At 65.9% G+C, this 19688-nt stretch carries 13 protein-coding genes and 1 tRNA gene; 4 read left to right on the top strand and 10 right to left on the bottom strand.

All coding sequences use genetic code 11. The annotated features are described in order from the left end of the window. Positions 1-52 precede the first annotated feature (52 nt). Complete coding sequence (locus tag ASF09_RS10430; RefSeq protein ID WP_060526135.1) at positions 53-2365, bottom strand: DNA translocase FtsK; 2313 nt, start codon at positions 2363-2365, stop codon at positions 53-55. Between the two features lie 143 nt (positions 2366-2508). On the opposite strand from ASF09_RS10430, the gene ASF09_RS10435 reads away from it, so the two are divergent. Beyond that, positions 2509-3723, top strand: a complete 1215-nt coding sequence (locus ASF09_RS10435) for a UbiH/UbiF/VisC/COQ6 family ubiquinone biosynthesis hydroxylase (RefSeq protein ID WP_060526136.1) — start codon at positions 2509-2511, stop codon at positions 3721-3723. Here ASF09_RS10435 and ASF09_RS10440 read toward each other — a convergent pair. The 7 genes from ASF09_RS10440 to ASF09_RS10470 form a co-directional block, all read right to left on the bottom strand. Beyond that, positions 3713-4327, bottom strand: a complete 615-nt coding sequence (locus ASF09_RS10440) for a DUF2238 domain-containing protein (RefSeq protein WP_060526137.1) — start codon at positions 4325-4327, stop codon at positions 3713-3715. The genes ASF09_RS10435 and ASF09_RS10440 overlap by 11 nt on opposite strands. Continuing rightward, positions 4327-4515 carry a Trm112 family protein gene (locus ASF09_RS10445; RefSeq protein WP_060526138.1) on the bottom strand — a complete coding sequence of 63 codons (189 nt, stop codon included), beginning with the start codon at positions 4513-4515 and terminating at the stop codon, positions 4327-4329. The genes ASF09_RS10440 and ASF09_RS10445 overlap by 1 nt, the downstream gene beginning before the upstream one ends. Further along, positions 4512-5153, bottom strand: coding sequence for an LON peptidase substrate-binding domain-containing protein (locus ASF09_RS10450; protein ID WP_060526139.1), 642 nt, complete (start codon positions 5151-5153; stop codon positions 4512-4514). The genes ASF09_RS10445 and ASF09_RS10450 overlap by 4 nt, the downstream gene beginning before the upstream one ends. Beyond that, the gene (locus tag ASF09_RS10455) at positions 5150-6046 is read right to left on the bottom strand and encodes a tetratricopeptide repeat protein (RefSeq protein WP_060526140.1); all 897 of its coding nucleotides are present in this window, start codon (positions 6044-6046) and stop codon (positions 5150-5152) included. The genes ASF09_RS10450 and ASF09_RS10455 overlap by 4 nt, the downstream gene beginning before the upstream one ends. 324 nt (positions 6047-6370) lie before the next feature. Continuing rightward, positions 6371-9901 (bottom strand): error-prone DNA polymerase, encoded by a 3531-nt coding sequence (locus ASF09_RS10460; protein ID WP_060526141.1) that lies wholly within the window; start codon positions 9899-9901, stop codon positions 6371-6373. Further along, positions 9898-11367: a Y-family DNA polymerase gene (locus ASF09_RS10465; RefSeq protein WP_235529806.1), complete on the bottom strand. Its 1470-nt coding sequence runs from the start codon at positions 11365-11367 to the stop codon at positions 9898-9900. The genes ASF09_RS10460 and ASF09_RS10465 overlap by 4 nt, the downstream gene beginning before the upstream one ends. Continuing rightward, positions 11336-12133 carry an ImuA family protein gene (locus ASF09_RS10470; protein WP_060526142.1) on the bottom strand — a complete coding sequence of 266 codons (798 nt, stop codon included), beginning with the start codon at positions 12131-12133 and terminating at the stop codon, positions 11336-11338. The genes ASF09_RS10465 and ASF09_RS10470 overlap by 32 nt, the downstream gene beginning before the upstream one ends. A gap of 359 nt (positions 12134-12492) precedes the next feature. On the opposite strand from ASF09_RS10470, the gene ASF09_RS10475 reads away from it, so the two are divergent. From ASF09_RS10475 to ASF09_RS10485, 3 genes are all read left to right on the top strand, one after another. Continuing rightward, the gene (locus ASF09_RS10475) at positions 12493-15462 is read left to right on the top strand and encodes a TonB-dependent receptor plug domain-containing protein (protein WP_060526143.1); all 2970 of its coding nucleotides are present in this window, start codon (positions 12493-12495) and stop codon (positions 15460-15462) included. 191 nt (positions 15463-15653) lie between these two features. Next, positions 15654-15728 (top strand) — tRNA-Gly (locus ASF09_RS10480). Between the two features lie 121 nt (positions 15729-15849). Next, entirely contained in the window at positions 15850-16644 is a 795-nt protein-coding gene (locus ASF09_RS10485) for a DUF72 domain-containing protein (protein ID WP_060526144.1), read from the top strand. A 102-nt stretch (positions 16645-16746) separates the two neighbouring features. Here ASF09_RS10485 and ASF09_RS10490 read toward each other — a convergent pair whose 3' ends face one another. After that, positions 16747-17037, bottom strand: coding sequence for a hypothetical protein (locus tag ASF09_RS10490; RefSeq protein WP_060526145.1), 291 nt, complete (start codon positions 17035-17037; stop codon positions 16747-16749). 167 nt (positions 17038-17204) lie between these two features. After that, complete coding sequence (locus ASF09_RS10495) at positions 17205-19478, bottom strand: CDC48 family AAA ATPase (RefSeq protein WP_060526146.1); 2274 nt, start codon at positions 19476-19478, stop codon at positions 17205-17207. Between the last annotated feature and the right edge of the window lie 210 nt (positions 19479-19688).

Consider the following 19688-nt stretch of genomic DNA (forward strand, 5'->3'; position numbering starts at 1 on the left):
CGTTCGCGAGGGAACAGCGAGGCAAAGGACGGAGCGCCGCAGCACCGTGACGCTAGATCGCATGCCCCTCGGTATCGCGCAGCACTTCGCGGCGGCCGACATGATCCGGGCGGCCGACGATGCCGTCCTTCTCCATCCGCTCGATCAACCGCGCGGCGGAGTTGTAGCCGATCCGCAACTGGCGCTGGAGCCACGAGGTCGATGCCTTCTGCGACTCGCACACCAGCTGGATCGCCTGGCGATATTGCTGGTCCTCGGCGGAATCCTCACCGGTCGGCGAGCCCTCCAACGCGAAGCTCTCCTCGGGCTCCTCGGTAACGGAGGAGATGTAATCCGGCAGCCCCTGCGAGCGCCAGTGATCCGCCACCAGCCGCACTTCGTCGTCGGTCACGAACGGACCGTGGACACGGACGATGCCCTTGCCGCCGGGCATGTAGAGCATGTCGCCCTTGCCGAGCAGCTGCTCCGCGCCCTGCTCGCCGAGGATGGTGCGCGAATCGATCTTCGAGGTGACGTGGAAGCTGATCCGCGTCGGCAGGTTGGCCTTGATGACGCCGGTGATGACGTCGACCGACGGTCGCTGCGTCGCCATGATCAGGTGGATGCCCGCCGCGCGGGCCTTCTGTGCGAGCCGCTGGATCAGGAATTCGACCTCCTTGCCCGCGGTCATCATCAGGTCGGCGAGCTCGTCGACGATCACGACGATCTGCGGCAAAACATCGTATTCGAGCTTCTCTTCCTCGTACATCGGCGCGCCGGTGTCGGGATGATAGCCGGTCTGGACCTTCCGCCCGAGCGGCTGCCCCTTAGCTTTCGCACCGCGCACCTTGTCGTTGAAGCCGGCGAGGCTGCGCACGCCGACGGAGGACATCTGGCGATAGCGATCCTCCATCGTCTCGACCGCCCATTTCAGCGCGCGCACCGCCTTGGCGGGATCGGTGACGACCGGCGACAACAGGTGCGGAATGTCGTCGTACATGCTCAGTTCGAGCATCTTCGGATCGATCATGATCATCCTGCACTGGTTCGGCGTCAGCTTGTAGAGCAGCGACAGGATCATGCTGTTCAGGCCGACCGACTTGCCCGAGCCGGTGGTGCCCGCGACCAGCAGATGCGGCATCGGCGCGAGATCGGCGATCACCGAATCGCCCGCGATGTTCTTGCCGAGAATGATCGGCAACTGCGCCGACTGGTCCTCGAACGTCTGGCTGCCGACGAGTTCGTGCAAGCTGACCGCCTCGCGCCGCGCATTCGGCAGCTCGATCCCGATCACGTTGCGCCCCGGGATCACCGCGACGCGCGCCGAGATCGCGGACATGTTGCGCGCGATATCGTCGGCGAGTGCGATGACGCGGCTCGCCTTGATGCCGGGCGCTGGCTCGAGTTCGTACATCGTCACGACCGGGCCGGGCCGCACTTCGATGATCGACCCCTTCACGTGGAAATCGTCGAGCACGTTCTCCAGCAGCCGCGCGTTGCGCTCGAGCCCTGCCTTGTCGATCACATTGCCCTGGCTCGGTGGTGACGGGGTGAGCAGGTCGAGGCTCGGCAGCGTGAAATTGTCGCGCAGGTCGAGCGACGACTGGCGCTCCTTGGGTTTCGCCTGCGATGGCGCATTCTGGCGATCCGCGATCACCGGGGCAGGGCGGGGGTCTGGCTCGGCTACAGCACGCGGTTCGACCGGCTTCCGGGTCAGCGTCAGCGGCTCGTCGTCGTCCTCGTCGATCTCCGCAAAGCCGTCATAGCCGAGCGCCTCGGTGCGATTGCGGCGGGGAAGGCGCCATTTGCGCTCGCCGAGATCGATCTCGATACTCTTGCCCCATACTATCGCGCCCGCAATCGCGGCGACGAGCCCAATCGCGCGGGCGGTCCAGAGTTCCGCAACCGGCTGACCGACAAAGCTCAGCCCCCAATGCACCGCGCTCGCAACGGACAAGCCAATGATCCCACCCCATCCGGCAGGCAGTGCCAATACCGAGGTGCCCGAGACGAACGCCAGCGCGCTCGCCATCAGCGCGACGCCGATCGTCGCGCCGCGCACCATCCGCAGCCAGTGGCCGAGCGGGAGATCGCGCCACAGCCGCATGCCGAGGATCGGTCCGATCGGCAGCAACAGCGCCACCGCAGGCCCGAACAGGGTGAGCGCGATGTCGGCGAACCACGCGCCCGGCGGGCCGACCAGATTGTCAGGATAGGCGCCCGACGCTGTGTTGAGCGCAGCGTCGCTCGGGTGATAGCTCGCCAGCGCCAGCGCCATCAGCAGCGTGCCGACGAACAAAGCGATCGCCGCGATCAGCGCACCACTGCGGACGGCGCCCGCCTTCACCGTCTCACGCCACAAGGCTGGCTGCGCGCGGCTGGCCATGACCCGTATTCTCCAGTTGCAGTATAATGCGGAAATGCATCGCGCTAGGCGGCCTCAACGTCAAGGTAACCACGCGACAACACGGGTTAAGCTGCGCCCGGATCGTCGTTGGCAGCGACCGGCTACCGGGATAAAGCGCGATCATGGACACAGATGTAATCATCCTCGGTGGCGGGCTGGTCGGTGCGACGCTCGCCGTGGCGCTCGACGTGCACGGCATCTCGACGATCGTGATCGACCCCGCCGACCCCGCGGTGACGCTGGTGCCCGGCTTCGACGGCCGCGCGTCGGCGGTGGCGAGCGCGAGCCACCGCATGCTCGACGCGATCGGCATCGGCGCGACGCTGGCGGGGCAGGGTTGTGCGATCCGGCAGATCCGGGTGAGCGATGGCCTCGAACCCGGCGCACTAGATTTCGTCCCCGCCGCCGACGATGGCGCGCTCGGCACGATGTACGAGAACAAGCTGCTCCGCCGCACGCTGTTCGACGCCGCGACCGCCGCGCCGCATGTCGATCTCCGCATGCGGACGCGCGCGACGACGGTCGACCGCGCCGAATCGGGCGTCACCGCCACGCTGGACTCGGGCGACGTCATCCGCGCGCCGCTGTTGATCGCCGCGGAGGGCCGCAACTCGCCGACGCGCGAGGCCGCCGGAATCACGATCGCGCGCTGGTCGTACGAGCACACCGCGATCATCGCCGCGTTCCACCACGAACGCTCGCACGAGGACGTCGCGTACGAGATCTTCTACGCGAGCGGCCCGTTCGCGCTGCTCCCGCTGCCGGATGATGCGGACGGTCACCGCTCGGCGATCGTCTGGACCGTCGACGCGAAGAACGCGCCCGGCATGCTGAAGCTCGGCGACCGCGCGTTCCTGGCGGAAGCGGAAAAGAGCATGGGCGGCTTCCTCGGCACGCTGTCAATGGCGACGCCGCGGTCGAGCTACCCGCTCGGCTTCCACCACGCTGCGCGGATCACCGACGCGCGGCTCGCATTGGTCGGCGACGCTGGCCACGGCATCCACCCGATCGCCGGGCAGGGCCTCAACCTCGGTTTCCGCGACGTCGCGACGCTCGCCGAAGTGCTGGTCGAGGGCAAGCGCCTCGGACTCGACCTCGGCGACGCCGCGCTGCTCGCGCGCTACCAGCGCTGGCGCGGGCTCGACACGTTCATGACCGCGGCGGCCACCGACACGCTCACCCGTCTGTTCGGCCTCCCCGGCAAGACCGCCAGCGCCGTGCGCCGGTTCGGCATCAGCGCCGTCAACGCGATCCCGCCGCTGAAGGATCGCTTCATGGCCGAAGCACGCGGTGAAAGCGGCGATCTGCCCAAGCTGTTACAGGGTCTCAAGATCTGAGGCCGGCAATCTGCCTGTCGTGAACGCGGGATAGCAGGAGCAAGGCGAGTATGGCGCCGACCAGGCACATCAGCATGTCCCACTGCGTATCCCAGGGGTCGCCTTGCGTCCCGAGAAACGCGTCCGCGCCCTGGGCGAGCGCGACGGCGGCGCCGAACTCGATCAGTTCGTACAAGGCGCTGACGGATAGGCAGTAGGCGAGGACGGTGACCGTCAGCAGTCGGCGCGACGCGATACTGCCGGTCCGGATAAGAATCTCGCGCAGGACGATCGCGGGCACGAACCCCTGCATCAGATGTCCGAACCGATCATACGGATTGCGCGCGAGATGCAGCCAGTCCTGCACCGCGAAACCGATAGGTACGCGAGCGTAGGTGTAGGCACCGCCGAGCATCAGGACGAAGCCGTGCAGTGCGATCAGCAACAGCGCGACGTTCGTGAAGATGAAACGGCGGTGCAGTGCGATCAGTATCGGGAAGGCGATCAGGACGGGGGCGATCTCCATCCACCACGTCGTACGGTCGAACGGCGCCCATCCCGATGCGACAAGTCCGATTCCCCAAACCACGCCGAGAATCGAGAGGCGGCGGTCGGTCGTTGGCATCAGTCGAATGCGTGTCCGTCGAGTTGCCGGGCTTCCTCGACTAGCATCACCGGCACGCCGTCCCTGATCGGATAGGCCAGACGGGCGGCATCCGAAATTATCTCCTGTGCTGCTTCATCATAGCGCAACTGCGTTCGCGTCATCGGGCAGACGAGGCGTTCGAGCAACCACGGATCGAGCGCGCTCACTGCAACGTCACCGATTCGTCGCCGTCATGCCGCCCAAAGAACTGCATCAGCTGGATGGTCAGCTCGGCGCGCTGTTCGATGTCCGGCGCCTCGAGCAACGCTTGCTTTGCGGCCGCATCGAACGGTGCGATCTGGGCGATGCCGTTGACCAGGCTCTCGTCGTCGAGCCGTCCGACCGCATCCCAATCGACCGCATAGCCCTGCATGTCCGCGAACCGACGCGACTCCAGTTCCAGCGACGATCGCCGCCCGAGCGACAGCGCGTCGTCCTCGATCAACGGCAGCAACTCCGCCTCGACCTGGCGGAACGCGGTCGTCACATCCAACTCGCGGACGATCCGGAACAGCGCGATGCCCTCCAGCACGACGTTGTACCGCCCGTCGTCGAGCGCCTCGACCTCGGCGATCTTGCCGACGCAGCCGATGTCGTACAGCGCATCCGCGTCGTCATGCGGTCCACCCCGCGGCTGGATCATCCCGATCCGCCGGTCGCGCGCCATCGCATCGCTGATCATCGCCCGATAGCGCGGCTCGAACATGTGCAGCGGCAGGTGCATGCCCGGGAACAGCAGCGCCCCCGGCAGCGGGAAGATCGACAGCCGCGTGGTGGCGCGCGGGGGGGCGGACTCGGTGGTCATCCGAACAGGATCGCAGACAGGCGGCGTCGCTGTCCAGACACCCACGGATCCTCGAGCCCGACGACCTCGAACAATTTCAGCAACTGCGTCCGCGCCGCGCCCTCGTTCCAGTCGCGCTCGGTGGCGATGATGCCCAGGAACGTGTCGGCAGCCGCATCACGGTCGTTCGCCGCCATCTGGCCGTTGGCGAGCGCGAACCGGGCCTGCAGATCGTCGGGGTTCGCCTCGACCGCAGCGAGCAGCGGCGACAGATCCGCGACCGGCGGGGCCGACTGCGCGAGTGCGAGTGCAGCCTGCGCGCGGGTAATCGCCGGGTCCTTGGCGATCGCCGGATCGAGGTTCGCCAGCCAGTCGGTCGCCTCGTCCAGCTGCCCGGTCGCGACCAGCGCGCGGACGAACCCGGCATGGACTTGCGGATGCTCGGGCGCGATCTCGGCGATCTCACGGAAAATCCCCAGCGCGCGCTCGCCGTCACCCGCCGCCAGTGCCTCTTCACCGATCGCGATCAGCGGCTCGACATCGGCCGCCGCATCCGCCGGCCCGGCCTCGATCGGCAGCTGCTTGAGCAACTGGTCGAGGATCACGCGCAACTGCGATTCGGTGCGCGCGCTGGTCATGTCGGCGACCAGCTGGCCCTGGAACATCGCGTAGACGGTCGGGATCGACTTGATCTGGAATTGCGCGGCGATGAACTGGTTCTTGTCGGTATCGACCTTCGCCAGCACGACGCCCTTGTCGGCATAATCCGCCGCGACCTTCTCCAGCGTCGGTGTCAGCGCCTTGCACGGCCCGCACCATTCCGCCCAGAAATCAATGATCACGAGGCTGGTCATCGACGGTTCGACGACATCGCGACGGAACGCCTCGACGGCGTCCTTCTCCGCGGGGGACATTCCAAGCGTGGCCAAGTTCAACTCCCGTGTAATTCTCGCGTGCTATTTGGGGCGCCCCCGCGGCGAATGCCACCTCTAGGATGGATCGGTATTCACGACAAACGTGCGCTTTCCCCTACATCGCTCGCAGCCTTGAGCTCGACCCGGAATTTCAGCGTCGGATCAAGGCGTCCAATTCTATCCGTCATGCCGGACTGTTTCCGGCATCCACGGTTCCGCGAGATCGATAGAACTGGATGTGCGGAACGGTGGACCCCGGAACCAGCCCGGGGTGACGGAGCTTTTGGCGATATGTCTAATCAGGCCATAGAGCCCGGGTCTGCGTCAATGGAAGTCGCGCGATTTGGGCAGGACGCGGACATCCCGGGGATGTTGGGCGCGCGGATGCTGGGCGCGCGGTGTCCGTCCGTCAGGGCCGCGTGGGAGGACGGGACGGATCACCTCGTCGACGCGCGCGAGCGGCGGCTCCAGCGCCTGATCTTCCGACAACAGCCGCAGCATGTCGCTGCGGTCCTGCACGCGCGACGTCATCAGGTGCGTCACGCCTTCCTCGCTGCGCTGGATCACGCCCTCCAGCACCATCAGCCGCGAGGCCATCACCGCGCGGCGGTTCGCCTCGAAGTCGCGCGCCCACATCAGTCCGTTGGTGATCCCGGTCTCGTCCTCGATCGTCACGAAGATCGCATTGCCCTTGCCCGGCCGCTGGCGGACCAGGACGACACCCGCCACCTTCGCGCGGCGCCCGTCCTTGGTCGCGTTGGCCTGCGCGCTCGACAGGATCCCCTCGGCCGCAAAGCGTTCGCGGAGGAACTGCATCGGATGCGCCTTCAACGATAGCCGCGTCGTCTGGTAATCCGCCGCGACCTGTTCGGACAGCGGCATCGCCGGCAGATGCGCATCGGGCTCCGCACCAAGTTCGGGCACCTCTGCCGCCGCAAACAGCGCAAGCTGCTTGGGCGGCGTCCGGCGCACATCCCACAAAGCCTCGCGCCGCTCCTTCGCCACCGATCGAAACGCATCCGCATCGGCCAGCAGGTTCATCGCCCGCTGCGGCAGGTTCGCGCGCCGCGCGAGGTCCTCGATACTCGCGAAAGGTGTGGTCCGAACGCGAACGATCTCGTCGGCCCAATCCTTCCGAAACCCATCCACCTGCCGAAACCCGAGCCGCACATCCTCCCCGGCACGGGGAGGGGGACCATCCGCAGGATGGTGGAGGGGGGCCGCCGCAGACGCTCCGCCTGAAAGGGTGGTGCCCCCATCCGCGCCGCCTGGGACAGGGACACCCGCCAGCGATACGTTCGCGGAAGCCCCCCTCCACCCCGCTTCGCGCGGTTCCCCTCCCCGTACCGGGGAGGATTCGAGCGAGTTATCCCACCCGCTCGCATTCACATCGACCGGCAGCACGGTAACCCCGTGCTCCACGGCATCGCGCACCAGTTGCGCCGGCGCATAAAACCCCATCGGCTGCGAATTGAGCAACGCGCAACAGAACACCGCTGGGTGAAAACATTTGATCCACGACGACACATACACCAGCCGCGCGAACGACAACGCATGGCTCTCCGGAAACCCGTAGGATCCAAACCCCTCGATCTGCTTGAAACAGCGCTCTGCGAACTCCGCCTGATACCCGCGCGCGACCATCCCGCCGACCAGCTTGGCCTGGAAGTTGTCCATCCCCCCGACTTTGCGGAACGTTGCCATCGATTTGCGCAATTGGTTCGCTTCGTTCGGCGTGAACCCCGCTGCAACAATCGCCAGCTTCATCGCCTGCTCCTGGAACAGCAGTACGCCGTAGGTGAAGCGGAGCAGTTGCTGCAGCTCGTCGGGCGGGCCGAACTTCGGATCGGGTGAGGGAAACTCGACCACCTCCTTGCCGCTCCGCCGACGCAGATACGGATGCACCATGTCGCCCTCGATCGGCCCCGGCCGCACGATCGCCACCTGCACGACCAGATCATACAGCACGCGTGGTCGCAGCCGCGGCAGCATATTGATCTGTGCACGACTTTCGACCTGGAATACGCCGATGCTGTCGCCCTTGCAGAGCATATCATAAACTGCCGGATTCTCGTCGTTGGCGACCGTGTTCAGCAGATGATCGCCAAGCTGGTGCTGGCGCATGAGGTCGAAGCTCTTGCGGATGCAGGTCAGCATGCCGAGCGCGAGAATGTCGACTTTCATGATCTTCAGTTCATCGATGTCGTCCTTGTCCCATTCGATGAACGTGCGGTCCTTCATCGCGCCATTATGGATCGGCACGGTCTCGTCGAGCCGCCCCTGCGTCAGAACGAACCCACCGACATGCTGCGACAGATGCCGGGGAAATTTCAGCAATCCGGTGACCATCGTCCGCAAACGCGCGATCTCGGGATTCTCGATATCGAACCCGGTCTCACGAAATCGGCGATCATCGAACTTGTCAGAGAAGCTGCCCCATACGGTACTCGTCAGCCGCTGCGTCACGTCGTCGGTCAGCCCCAGCGCCCTGCCGACTTCGCGCACCGTGCTGCGCGACCTATAATGGATGACGGTCGCGGCGATCGCAGCACGATGGCGCCCATAGCGACCGTAGATATACTGCATGATCTCCTCCCGCCGCTCATGCTCGAAATCGATGTCGATATCGGGCGGCTCGTCGCGTTCACTCGATACGAACCGGGAGAAGAGCAGATCGTATTTCATCGGGTCGACCGACGTGACGCCGAGTAGCCAACACACCGCAGAATTGGCGGCGGACCCCCGACCCTGGCATAGGATCGGCGGATCGAGCGACCGCGCATAGCGAACGATGTCGTGCACGGTCAGGAAATAGTGCGCGTATTTCCGCTCCCGGATCAGCGGCAGTTCTTCGGTCAGCAGGCGCGTCAGCCGATCGGGAACGCCGTCAGGAAACTTCTCGCGCGCCGCGGACCAGCTGAGCTCCTCGAGCCAGTCCTGCGCCTCCCATCCTTCGGGAATTGGCTCGTGCGGATATTCATAAGAGAGCTGGGTAAGATCGAAATCGATCCGTTCAAGCAGGCGCAGGCTCTCGGCCACCGCATCTGGCCGGTCTCCGAACAGCCGCGCCATTTCCCTGCCGGGTTTAAGATGCCGTTCCGCATTGGCAGCAACCAGCTTGCCAGCGTTCTGCAAGGTGGTGCCCTCGCGGATGCAGGTGACGATGTCATGCAGCGGGCGGTCGTCGGGATCTGCATACAGCGCGTCGCACGTCGCCAGCAGCGGCACGCCCATCGGATCGGCGATCCGCGCGAGCCTGCAGAGCCGCCTACGATCCCTACCGCCGCGCGGCATGGACACGCCAAGCCAAAGCCGGCCGTGCAGGTTCCTCGCGAGTATGGCCAGGGTCGATTTTAAACTCGAATTCTTTCGCGGCGGCGGCAACAAACCCGCCTTCAGCGGGGTCGAATTGCGTGCGCTGGTTTCGGGCAACAGGATCAGCAGCAGACCATCGGCATGCCGCAGCAGATCGCCAAGGCCGAGAATGCATCCACCCTTTTCCGCGCGGAGATTGCCGACCGTCAGCAGCCGCGTCAGCCTGCCCCATCCGGCACGCGTTTGGGGATAGGCCACAATGTCCTGTGTGCCGTCTGCGAAGACTAGACGGGCGCCCACTACGAGCTTGAAATCAAGATCTGGAAGGCCGAGCAGATCGAGGTCTGCCAGCTTTTCGCGCAACGCCTTGTGCGCACGCACCACGCCAGCCACTGTGTTGCGATCGGCGATGCCGATCCCCGCATGCTCCAGCCTGGTCGCCTCGCTGACCATATCCTCGGCATGGCTGGCGCCATCGAGGAACGAGTAGTTGGTCGCGGCGACCAGTTCTGCGAATGCAGGGGCAGCCGGCGTGCTCACGCGAAGACGCCGTGGAGGTACCAGCGGGGTGCCTCCATCTCGGAATACAGGCCGTGGCGGAAGATCCAGAAGCGGCGGCCGCGGCGGTCTTCGATGCGGTAGTAATCGCGCGTCGGTATGTCCTGGCGTCGCCACCATTCGCCCGCGATCCGTTCCGGGCCTTCGCTGTGGGCCACGTCGTGGACGGTGCGGCGCCAGCGGAACCGGTGCGGCGGGCCGTCGGGGACCTCGGCCATCATCGATTCGATCGGTTGTGGCGGGTCGAACAGGTAGATCGGCCGTAGCGGCGGTTCGTCGGTTTCGGGCGCGATCCACGGCGTTGGGGCGGGCGCCTCGGCGGCGGGCAGCATTAGCTCGGCCTGTTCGGGAATATGATTGTCGCGTGGGGAGAACCGGCGGACGCGCGTCCGACCCAGTCGCGTACCGAGCTGGTCGACGAGCTGCGCGACCTCCCCCTTCTGCGCCTCGCCGCCCTCCAGCTTCAACTGCGACGCGTCGAGCTTCTCGGCCAACGCGACGTCGAGCCTCACCAGATCATAGCCGAACCCCGGATCGAGCGGATCGGCGAGGCTGTCGATCCGTTCGCGGAAGAGGCGCATCAGCAGTGTCACGTCACGTGTCGGCTGACCGGTCTCTATTCGCAGCCGCTGGACGAGGCCGTCGGCACGGAAGAGACGCGCCTCCCAGCGGCGGCCGCCTTCGTGACGGTCGGCGAGCTGAGCTGCGGCTTCGGTGGCGAGTTCGGCGAGCATTTCCAGCGCGTATTCGGTGCGTGCGATGGGTTCGGCGAAGCGGCGTTCGACGCCGATCTTCGGCACCGTGCGGCGCGCGACGATCGGCCCCTTCACCGAGCCGTCGAGCCGGCGGATCATCATCGCCGCCTGCTCGCCGAACCGTGCCGCGATCGTCGCGAGCGGTCGTGCCATCACGTCGCCGACCGTCTTCAGCCCCGCGCGTGACAGTGCCGTCGTCGCATCCTCGTCCAGACCGAGCGCGGCCACCGGCAACCGCTTCACCGCACGCTTTTCATCCGGCGCCGGCGCCCCCGCATACCGCGCCAGCGCACGCGCCGTGTCGGGCGTGTCGCCGAACGCATGCCGCACCAGCACACCCCGGCGCGCAAGACGCTCCTCGAGATCGGCAGCCAGACGCCGTTCGCCCTCGAACTCGTGCACGCACCCGGCGATGTCGAGGATCAGGCCATCGGGCTCGTCGAGCGCGACCGAGGGCGTGTAGCGCTGGCACCCGTCCGCGAGCCGCTCGAGCCATTCGTGATCGGCATGCGCATCGTGCTCGTAGACCTCGAGTTCCGGTACCTGCGCCCGCGCATCCGCCAGCGTCAGGCCGGGCCGGAGACCTGCTCGCATGGCTTCACGGTCGAGCGCCTTGAGCCGGATTCCGCCCGAGACCGTCTCGACGAACGCGATCGGCGTCTCAGCCCGTCCGACGAACAGATGCGGCCGCATCGTCTGCAGCCGCTCGATCGGCAGCCACGGAAACACCAGCGCCAGGTAGCGTCGCGGAATCACCAGAGGCGAAGGCGATCTGGTCGAAGGCGGTATTGTCGAAGATGTACGCGTCACGGTCCCACTCCACACGCCAGCGAAGCCCGGCCTGGCCTCCGCGTCGACGCAGCAATTCGATGTCGAAGGCAGGTTTGCCCGGTGCGTCGGCCTCCAGCGGCCGCGACCGACACGCGGCCACCTGCCAGCGCGATGCAGCCGCACTCGGCACCGGTTCGGCACCGATGCGCAGGCTGAGAATGGTGACGCCCGAGGCTTCGGCCGCCAGCATCAGCCGCCGCGTCGCGGTCAGGTCGAGTCCTGGCGCGCGTCCCCAGGATTCGATCAGCAACGTGCCGAGCCCATGACACCGCGCGGCATCGGCGGCGGCGCGCAACAAGTCCGCCTCGTCCTCGACCAGCCCCAGCACCAGCGATGTCACGTCGAGCCCCATCTCGACCAGCCCGGTCGCATGCAGTCGCCCGCCCTGGCGCTCGCTCGCCTCGGTGCGCAACCACATCACCGGCGCCGCGCGCGCCGCCAGAACAGAGGCGACCGCGAACCCCGCGCCGCTCGCCGAATCGTCGATGGCGGTAAAAATTTCGTGCAGCTGCGCCTTGGCCATGCCCTGCGTCAGCCACGCATCGTCGGCACGGCCATCCCCCTGGGTCGGCATCCCCGTCGTGGCGATCCGCTTCAGGCGGGCGATCAGGGCGGACGACTCGTTCACAATTGTTCTTGTAATGTTCCGACGGGTGAGTCGCCAAGCGGAATCTTTTTTCGAGCGCGTCCAGGTGCCGGAAATTGCGTCTTTCAGTCTTAATGACACGCTCATTCATTTGCTCGCGGCGCGGGCACGCTTCGTCGCTCGGCCACGCTCCCACATGAAAAATGCGTCAGGAACAGTGTCTATTTCGTGACAGCGCCGTACCGAAGATTCCCCCGATCCTCGCGGTTATTTACAGTTTTACGACAGCGTTGCAGCCTTGCGCCGTGCCGTATTCCTCCTCGGATGACGCGGCCGTTCCGGAACGCGCTCACTGTCTTCCCAAGGGGGGAGGGAGGAGCCTTGCAAGAGATCGCTTCATCATGACTAAAATCGCTTTCCGGCCGGCTTTGCTGCGGAGCTCTGCGCTTTCGGCGCTCGCCCTGGTCGGGCTGATCGGCACCGCGCCGGCGTTCGCGCAGGATGCGCAGGTCCAGCCGGGCACGTCGGTATCGACCCCGCCGCAGGGTGACGTCTCGCCCGCACCGGCAGCGCAGGCCACTGCCGCCCAGTCCGGCACCGCCCAGCCCGGCACCGATGCCGGCCAGCCGCAGGACATCGTCGTCACCGGCACGCTGTTCCGCCGCACCGACACCGAGACGCCGTCGCCGGTTACCGTGCTGACCTCGGATTCGCTCGCCAAGGCCGGCATCACCACCGTGTCGGACGCGGTGCGGTCGATCTCCGCGGACAGCAGCGGCTCGGTCCCGACCTCGTTCACCAACGGCTTCGGCGCCGGCTCGTCGGGCGTGTCGTTGCGCGGCCTGACCGTGAGCTCGACGCTGACGCTGATCGACGGTGTCCGCACCGCCAACTATCCGCTTTCGGATGACGGCCAGCGCTCGTTCGTCGATCTGAACACCATCCCGAACGCGATCGTCGACCGCGTTGAAGTGCTCAAGGACGGCGCCTCGTCGAGCTATGGCGCCGACGCGATCGGCGGCGTCGTCAACATCATCATGAAGAAGGAGATCGTCGGCGCGTACGGCACGGTCGAGGGCGGCGTGTCCCAGCGCGGCGACGGCGGCGAACAGCGCGCGACGCTGACGCTCGGCACCGGCCGCCTTAAGGAGAAGGGCTTCAACTTCTACGTCAGCGGCGAATACCAGCATGACGACCCGATCTACAATCGCAATCGCGGCTTCCCGTACAACACGCAGGATCTGACCTCGATCGGCGGCGACAACAACAACCCCGGCTCGGTCGCGCCAAGCCAGACCACCAGCGCGGTCGTCGCGCCCACCACGCAGACCACGCCCGGGAACATCCTGTCGGGTACCGGCCTCGCGACCGGTGCCTTCCAGGTGCTCAACCCCAATGGGTGCGCCGCGGGGCAGACGCTCGTCACCACGCCGCGGTCGGGCTCGACCTTCATCGACCAGGGTTGCGAACAGAACCTCGTCTCCGACTACGGCCAGATCCAGCCCGAGCAGACTCGTTTCGGCGTCACCGCCCACGGTACCGCGCAGATCAACGACAAGACGCAGGCCTATCTGATCGCGTCGTATTTCCAGAACGACGTGAAGTCGGAGGGCAGTCCTGCGCTGATCCGCTCGGCTAATCCGGTCAACACGCAGAACATCGTCCTGCCGGCGGTGCTGGCGAACGGCACGCTCAACACCACCAACAACCCGTTCGCGACCCAGGGTCTGGCGGCGGCGATCCGCTATCGGTTCGGCGACATCCCCGCCTCTTCCGAGTACAAGAACCACGTGATCCGCGCGGCGGCAGGCATCGACGGCCAGTTCGGCGAGGGCTGGGGCTATTCGGCCTCGATCACCGCAGCGCATGCGTGGCTCGACATCACGCAGAACGGCTATCTCAACCTCGCCGGACTGCAGACCGCGATCACCACCGGCAGCTACAACTTCGCCAATCCCGATCTGAACACCGCAGCCGTCCGCGCCGCGATCTCGCCGACGGTCCGTTCGCAGGCCACCAGCGACCTTGACATGATCCAGGGCGTCATCACCAAGGACCTGTTCCAGCTTCCCGGCGGTCCGCTCCAGGTCGGCGTCGGCGGCTCGGTCCGCTACGAGGCGCAGAACGATCCGAGCCAGAACCCGGACTTCACGACGATCAACCTCAACCAGTTCTCGGCGGTCGGCAACCGGACCGTCGAATCGGCCTATTTCGAGGTCAACGCGCCGATCCTGACCAGCCTCGAGATCGACGGGTCGGGCCGCTTCGATCATTATTCGGAAGGGTTCAGCCACTTCTCGCCGAAGATCGGGGTGAAGTTCACGCCGATCCGCCAGGTGGCGTTGCGCGGCACCTTCTCAAAGGGCTTCCGGGCCCCGAGCTTCGCCGAGACGTCGGGTTCGGTCGTCGGCTTCACCGCCGCCGTGCCGCCCTGCTCGCTTCAGGCGCAGCATGGCGCCACGCTCACCGGCACGACGTGCTCGGGCGGCAGTGCGTATAACCAGTCCTATTCGATCGGCTTCAACACCGCCGGCAACCCGGACATCAAGCCCGAACTGTCGCGCAGCTTCACCGGCGGCGTGGTCGTCCAGCCGACCACGTGGCTGAGCTTCACCGCGGATTACTACAACATCAAGAAGACCCGCGTGATCACCGGCGGCCCGCTCTCGAACCAGGCGCTCGCCGCCTATTACGCGGGCACCGCGCTGCCGACCGGCTACAGCGTGACGCCCGACGCGATCGATCCGTCGTTCCCGAACGCACAACCGCGCGCCCTGTTCGTCAACTCGCCCTTTGCCAATGCGGCGGCGCTGAAGACCTCGGGGCTCGATTTCTCGGCGCTGGTCCAGCTCAAGCCGAGCGACGACTTCCACTTCTCGAGCCGCGCAGAGGCGACCTACATCCTCCATTACGACTTCAAGTCGAGCGATGCCGATCCGTTCGTCGACTATGTGGGTACGCAGGCGCCCTACGTCACCTCGTCGGGCGCAGGCACGCCGGCATGGCGCGGCAACTGGCAGAACAGCGTCGACTACAAGGCGTACACGCTGACCGCGACGGCGTATTACACGTCGGGCTACAAGGCGGTCGCGTACGACCAGTTCGGCACCACCGACTGCAACGGCGGCAGCACGTACGGCGGCACCGACCCGAACTTCAACTGCCACGTGAAGCACTTCGTCGATGTCGACCTGACCGGCAGCGTGAAGGTGAACGACAAGTTCAAGCTGTACTTCAACGTCATCAACCTGCTCGACCAGAAGGCGCCGCTGAACGCCGGCAACTATGCCGCGGTCAACTACAACCCGACCTACACGCAGATCGGTGCGGTCGGCCGGACGATGCGCGTGGGGGCGAACTTCCAGTTCTGATCGCTTTCCTGACGCATGGCTAGGAAGGGGCGGACGGCAACGTCCGCCCCTTTTTTGTGCGCTGCACACAGCGGTTCGACGAAATATCGCGACGATAGTGCGAAAGGCGCTTGCCGTTCCGCAAACACCGGGCTAACAGCGCGCCTCACCCAGTCACCGTGTCGCTTCAGACCGGAGACTACGGCGCCAGAGCGGGCGTAGCTCAGGGGTAGAGCACAACCTTGCCAAGGTTGGGGTCGAGGGTTCGAATCCCTTCGCCCGCTCCAGTCGCTGCCAGGACGGCAGCGACTTTGCCGATGCGGTCTGCACAATCCCTTCTCCATCTCCTGCTATGTCCACCCGAATGGCCCATCGCCAAAACGGCTTCGCGCGCGCTACACTTCGGCGATGAGCGATATGAGAATCGGTATTGGCGGCTGGACCTACGAGCCGTGGCGCGGGACGTTCTACCCCGAGAAATGGCCGCAGAAGCGCGAGCTCGATTATGCTGCCGCGCACGTTACCGCGATCGAGATCAACGGCACCTATTATGGCAGCCAGAAGCCCGCGACCTTCGCGTCCTGGGCCAAGGCGGTCCCCGACGGCTTCGTGTTCAGCCTGAAGGCGTCGCGCTATTGCACCAACCGCAAGGTCCTGGCCGAGGCGGGCGAGTCGATCGCCAAGTTTACCGGGCAGGGCATCGTCGAGCTCGGCGACCGGCTCGGGCCGATCCTGTGGCAGTTCATGGCGACCAAGCAGTTCGACGCGGACGATTTCGCCGCGTTCCTGAAGCTGTTGCCGGGGAAGCAGGATGGCGTCGCGCTGCATCACGCGGTCCAGGTCCGGCACGCGAGCTTCGCGGTGCCCGCGTTCGTCGCGATGTGCCGCGCGGCGGGGGTGGCGATCGTCTATGCACAATCCGCCGACTATCCCGCGATCGCCGATCTGACCGGCGACTTCGTCTACGTGCGGTTGGAGGACGCCGAGGAGCGGTTCGTCGCTGGTTATGCGCCGGCCGCGCTGGACGACTGGGCGGCGAAGGCGAGGCTCTGGGCGGCGGGCGGTCGACCCGAGAAGCTTCCCTATGTCGAAGAGGCGCTACCGCCCAATCATCCGCGCGAGACGTTCGTCTTCTTCATCAACGGCGCCAAGGTCAGGGCGCCCCACGCTGCGATGGCGCTGATCGAACGCGTATCGGGGTAGCAATCGTCCGTCTGCCGCCGGCCACACCGAGCCTGCGCACGAACCTGCGGCCGCTTCTACTTGCCGGGCACTGACGCGATCAGCGCCAGTGCCCGTGTCGGATCAATGCGAGGTCTTGACCTTGACGCTGCGGTCGCCGTCCGAGCTTACCGAGCTTTCGCGGACCGTCTTGTGCTCGACGGTCTTGTGACCGACCTTCACGCCGAGGATCTTCTTTGGCCGATGCGTCTTGCGCTTGCTGGTCGTGGTGACTTTCGTCGTAGCGGTGGCGACGCCGTCATGGACCTTGGTGTCGTGATCCACCTTGGTTTCCCGCGTCGTCTGGGCGAGCGCTGGCGTGCCGCACATCATCGTCAGAGCGGCTGCGATAGCCGTAGCATGCTGAATCTTCATGATATGTCCTTCTCTCGTTCCGTTCGCCAAACGCCCGTCGCGACGAAGGGTTCACTTTCGGTCGTGGCCAGGCGGCCAGTACGAGGCGGAGCGAGGGCCAACCACCCCGGAGCCTATCCCGTCTCGCGATAGGGGCAGGTCCGGGATGGCGATGGGTAACGCCCAATTCAGTCGTCTTTTCTCGGCGGGAAGGCAAAGCCCAACGGTTGGATCGCCGTCGCATCCTGCTTGAGGCGCGCGGCCATCTGTTCGTACTCGCGCTCGGTTTCCGGCGTGATGCTGGCGCGCGACTCCTTCAGCGCGCCCTCGAAGTCGGCCATCGTCACGTCGGTCGAATCAATCGAGCGGCGCAAGGCCACCAGGCCGGCGCGGCGGACGACGTCCTCCAGGTCCGCACCTGAGAAGCGGTCGGTGCGGTCTGCGAGACGGTCGAGGTCGACGTCCGACGCCAGCGGCATCTTCTCGGTCTGGATGCCGAGGATGCGGCGGCGGCCTGCCTTGTCCGGCACGCCAACATAGACGAGTTCGTCGAACCGGCCGGGACGGAGCAACGCCGGGTCGATCAGGTTAGGCCGGTTGGTCGCGCCGATCACGACGACCGACTGCAACTCCTCCAGCCCGTCCATCTCGGCGAGGATCGTGTTGACGACGCGTTCGGTTACTTGTGGTTCGCCCGCGCCTGAGCCGCGCGCAGGCACCAGTGAATCGAGTTCGTCGATGAAGATCACGCACGGTGCGACCTGGCGTGCGCGCTGGAACAGGCGGGCGATCTGCTGTTCGCTCTCGCCGTACCATTTGCTGAGCAGGTCGGACGATTTGGTGGCGATGAAGTTCGCCTCCGCCTCGCGCGCGACCGCCTTGGCGAGCAACGTCTTGCCGGTGCCGGGGGGGCCGTAAAGCAGGAAGCCCTTGGCGGGGCGGATGCCGAGACGGCGGAACGCGTCGGGGTTCTTGAGCGGGAGTTCGACGCCTTCCTTCAGCCGCATCTGCGCATCGTCGAGACCGCCGACATCGGCCCAGCGCACGGTCGGCGCCTGCACCATGACTTCGCGCATCGCCGACGGTTGGACGCGCTTGAGCGCCCCCAGGAAATCCTCGCGCGTGACCGACAGTTCGTCGAGCACTTCGGGCGGGATCGTCCGCTCCTCGAGATTGAGCTTGGGCATGATCCGGCGGACAGCCTCGATCGCTGCCTCGCGGGTCAGCGCGGCGAGATCGGCGCCGACGAAGCCGTAGGTGGTGCGCGACAGCTCGTCGAGATCGACGCGGTCGCCGAGCGGCATGCCGCGCGTGTGGATGCCGAGGATCTCGCGACGGCCACGCTCGTCCGGCACGCCGACCACGATCTCGCGGTCGAACCGGCCCGGACGGCGAAGCGCTTCGTCGATCGCCTCGGGGCGATTGGTGGCGGCGATCACGACAAGGTTCGCACGCGATTCGATGCCGTCCATCAACGTCAGCAACTGCGCAACGAGACGCTTTTCCGCCTCGCCCGACACCTGGCCACGCTTGGGCGCGATCGAATCGATCTCGTCGATGAACACGATAGACGGCGCTGCCTTAGCCGCTTCCTCGAACACTTCGCGGAGGCGTGACTCGGACTCACCATAGGCGGAGCCCATGATCTCGGGGCCGTTGATCAGGAAGAACTGCGCATCCGATTCGTTGGCGACGGCGCGCGCGAGCCGCGTCTTGCCGGTGCCGGGAGGGCCGTGCAGCAACACGCCCTTGGGTGGATCGACGCCGAGCCGTTGGAACAGTTCGGGATAGCGGAGCGGCAGTTCGACCATCTCGCGCAACTGGTCGATCGTCTGCGCCATGCCGCCGATATCGTCGTAGGTGACGTCGGCGCGGCGAGCAGCCTGCGGCTCCTCATATTCGGAGCGGAGTTCGATCTCGGTGTTCTCGTCGATGTGCACGACGCCCTTGGGGCTGGCGGCGATCACCGCGAGGCGGATCTCCTGGAGCGCATACGCCGGCGCGTTCATGAACTGCTGGACGTTGGGTGGCATGTTGCCGACGCGCTGATGCCCTGCGGTCGCGACGATGTCGCCCTGACAGATCGGCCGGCCGAGGAAGGTGCGCTTGAGCGCATTAGTCGAACCCTGGAGGCGGAGATTCTGCTGTGCGGGGGCGAAGACGACGCGCGTTGCCGGCTTCGACTCAGCTTTCCGCACCTCGACGAAATCGCCAGAGCCGACACCGGCATTGGCACGCTGAAGGCCGTCGATGCGGAGGATGTCGAGACCTTCGTCCTCGGGATACGGACCGACTGCTCGTGCGGGCGTGTTCTGCTTGCCGAGGATTTCGATCACGTCGCCCTCGCCGATGCCGAGCGTCGCCATCAAAGCGCGCGGCAAATGTGCCAGGCCGCGGCCGCTATCCTCGGGACGCGCATTGGCGACCTGGATTTTCCGCGTGGGGATTTCGCTATCGGGCATCTCGACTCCTTCGAACTCGAAGGATCAAATGGGGGGTGCACCACGCGGTTTCGAGGACCGGCCCTGTTCGCGCATTCGAAAACGCACAAAAAAAGGGCCGGCCAATGAAGGCCAGCCCGTGAAAGTTTTTAGGAGAGGATGCCTGAAAGGCGAGGTCTTTTTGCGGCGAGACGGTTCATGTTGCAAGTGCGAAGGGATCAGCTACGATTG

It is taken from the genome of Sphingomonas sp. Leaf242, from assembly GCF_001422045.1.
In the GTDB taxonomy this organism is placed as follows: Bacteria; Pseudomonadota; Alphaproteobacteria; order Sphingomonadales; family Sphingomonadaceae; genus Sphingomonas.

Excerpts from the sequence above, each read along its gene's own strand:
- ASF09_RS10455 (WP_060526140.1), bottom strand. The coding sequence starts at position 6,046 with ATGTCCCCCGCGGAGAAGGACGCCGTCGAGGCGTTCCGTCGCGATGTC.
- ASF09_RS10485 (WP_060526144.1), top strand. The coding sequence starts at position 15,850 with ATGAGCGATATGAGAATCGGTATTGGCGGCTGGACCTACGAGCCGTGG.
- ASF09_RS10440 (WP_060526137.1), bottom strand. The coding sequence starts at position 4,327 with ATGCCAACGACCGACCGCCGCCTCTCGATTCTCGGCGTGGTTTGGGGA.
- ASF09_RS10465 (WP_235529806.1), bottom strand. The coding sequence starts at position 11,367 with ATGCGGCCGCATCTGTTCGTCGGACGGGCTGAGACGCCGATCGCGTTC.
- ASF09_RS10435 (WP_060526136.1), top strand. The coding sequence starts at position 2,509 with ATGGACACAGATGTAATCATCCTCGGTGGCGGGCTGGTCGGTGCGACG.
- ASF09_RS10430 (WP_060526135.1), bottom strand. The coding sequence starts at position 2,365 with ATGGCCAGCCGCGCGCAGCCAGCCTTGTGGCGTGAGACGGTGAAGGCG.
- ASF09_RS10475 (WP_060526143.1), top strand. The coding sequence starts at position 12,493 with ATGACTAAAATCGCTTTCCGGCCGGCTTTGCTGCGGAGCTCTGCGCTT.
- ASF09_RS10490 (WP_060526145.1), bottom strand. The coding sequence starts at position 17,037 with ATGAAGATTCAGCATGCTACGGCTATCGCAGCCGCTCTGACGATGATG.
- ASF09_RS10495 (WP_060526146.1), bottom strand. The coding sequence starts at position 19,478 with ATGCCCGATAGCGAAATCCCCACGCGGAAAATCCAGGTCGCCAATGCG.
- ASF09_RS10450 (WP_060526139.1), bottom strand. The coding sequence starts at position 5,153 with ATGACCACCGAGTCCGCCCCCCCGCGCGCCACCACGCGGCTGTCGATC.